Origin of the sequence: Sediminimonas qiaohouensis DSM 21189, assembly GCF_000423645.1 — a bacterium.
GTDB classification, from domain to species: Bacteria; Pseudomonadota; Alphaproteobacteria; order Rhodobacterales; family Rhodobacteraceae; genus Sediminimonas; species Sediminimonas qiaohouensis.
In genome coordinates this window covers 1-1,764 of record NZ_AUIJ01000064.1, presented here as the reverse complement: position 1 = coordinate 1,764, position 1,764 = coordinate 1, and the positions used below count along the sequence as shown (strand labels likewise).

The following is a 1,764-nucleotide window of genomic DNA, read 5'->3' as shown; positions in this document are numbered from 1 at the left end:
CCGGAAATCGTCCAGGGGATTGCCTTCAAGGACGGGATCAAGCAACTTCAAGCCGCCGCCTGATCACGCCGTCACCAACTTTCGGGCATAGCTCCTCGATGGATGGGAAAGGCCGGTTCTTCGACAACATCTTCATAAAGCGGCCATAATGGACGCTGAAATCAGCTCGAGGCTTTGGCGACGTTCAAGATGGCGGCAACATGTCCCCCGAAAGACTGTGGACTTTATTGTCCTCGGTTTTATTGGCGCCTGTTTCGGATTGATCCCGCACGCCGGGCGCGGAGCCTCGGTTCAGTAGGTGCGGCGTATCTCATTTGCGACGGACAGCGGTGGCGGCGCAACCAACCCGGCGTCCACAGCCCTGAGGTATTGCTGTCGCCATGCGGTAGCCACTTCATCTTTGCTCTTTTTGAGCACCGGAAAATTCATGAGGCTGTGTGATCCGACAGGAAAGGCACTGTAAAACTGCAGCTTTTCCATTTGGGAGAAAATCAACGACCGCAGCTCTTCCGGTGTTCCTGCCTGAGCAATTGACCTTGCGCGTTGCGCCGCGTCCGAGGAAGGAAGGGCTGCATGTTTCACAATCTCGCGCAGCATCGTTTTATCTGCCGACATTATTGCAGTTCGGAACTCCTGCTTCTTGAACAAGCCATCAAGTTTAAGGCCAGCATCTGCCATGGCCGCGCTGAAGCCGCGCTCCCCGCGACGGATGGTTTTGTACTTGTTAGACGTGAAAGTATAGTTGTTCCAGAAGTCACGAAATGCGCGATTTTGCAGAACATGCCCCTTGATCAGATAGAAGTAGCTCTCCAGAAAGCGTTCGCTCCCTCGGCACCGCAAGACCATACCGCTGATATCGGCGTCATTCTGCTCCAGCCTTTTGATGGTATCGTCTTCCGGAAGGATCGGAAAATAGATGCTGTCATTGAGGATGATCAATTCATCCGGAACAATTTCCTCATAGTCGAGCAACCTAATACCGTCACGGTATCCGCCGAAGTCATATCCAAAATTTGGTCTGGTTATAATTCTCCAGACGTTGGGTTGCACCCGTGCAATATCATCTGGCTGCATCTGCGCGTTCGATACGAGCATTACCGAGTAGCCGGCCATGTGGAGATGATGGCATGTATCCAACGTAGAAGTGCGAAGCCCGTCCGGTTGCCACACGACGAAAATGGCAACTTTTGATGAGAGCCCTACTGACCCTTGGTGTTCGGAATCGCTTTGCGCGAAGGCTCTCTCATGTCTGCGACGCATGATGGGCTCATACAGCGCTTCAGGTATCATCGCGAGTTGCTGCTTTATCCGAACCAGCTCGCGCCTGATCTTCCACCTTTCCACCACGTTGAACCTCTTGAAATCTACGAGCCAGAAAGCTCTCACATATCCCGATAGGCAGAACGACCGTTGTTGAAGTGCCTCCGGTTTTTCCGAAAGACCGGGTCTTCCATTGAAAGGCACGGAATAAGCAACCTATATTTGATACTTCGGAAAGACACAATCGACGGCTGCAGGATTCCGCCGCCTTGGCAGCCGTCATCGGCTCTGTTTCAACTGGGGACGATTTTCTTGACGACCCGCGACTTCGCTGACCTGCCCCCTATTTCAGGGCCGCTCGCAAGTAGATCTTGTTCTCCTTGATCCGATCCCCAACGTTGGGCCGCCCGAGACTCTGTTGCACAAATTGGTTGAAGGCCAGACGCCCCCTTTCCCCAGACAGACTCATCCTACGGGCTCAGTTATGGGTATGCCGAGCGCGGT

General features: G+C 53.5%; 1 protein-coding gene. It reads right to left on the bottom strand.

What is annotated here, in order from left to right; genetic code table 11:
- Positions 1-291: 291 nt before the first annotated feature.
- Positions 292-1,113, bottom strand: a complete 822-nt coding sequence (locus G568_RS0117655) for a rhamnan synthesis F family protein (protein ID WP_169576979.1) — start codon at positions 1,111-1,113, stop codon at positions 292-294.
- Between the last annotated feature and the right edge of the window lie 651 nt (positions 1,114-1,764).

Bases quoted from the DNA above. Each gene is read 5' to 3' on its own strand.
- G568_RS0117655 (WP_169576979.1), bottom strand. From the start codon at position 1,113: ATGGCCGGCTACTCGGTAATGCTCGTATCGAACGCGCAGATGCAGCCA.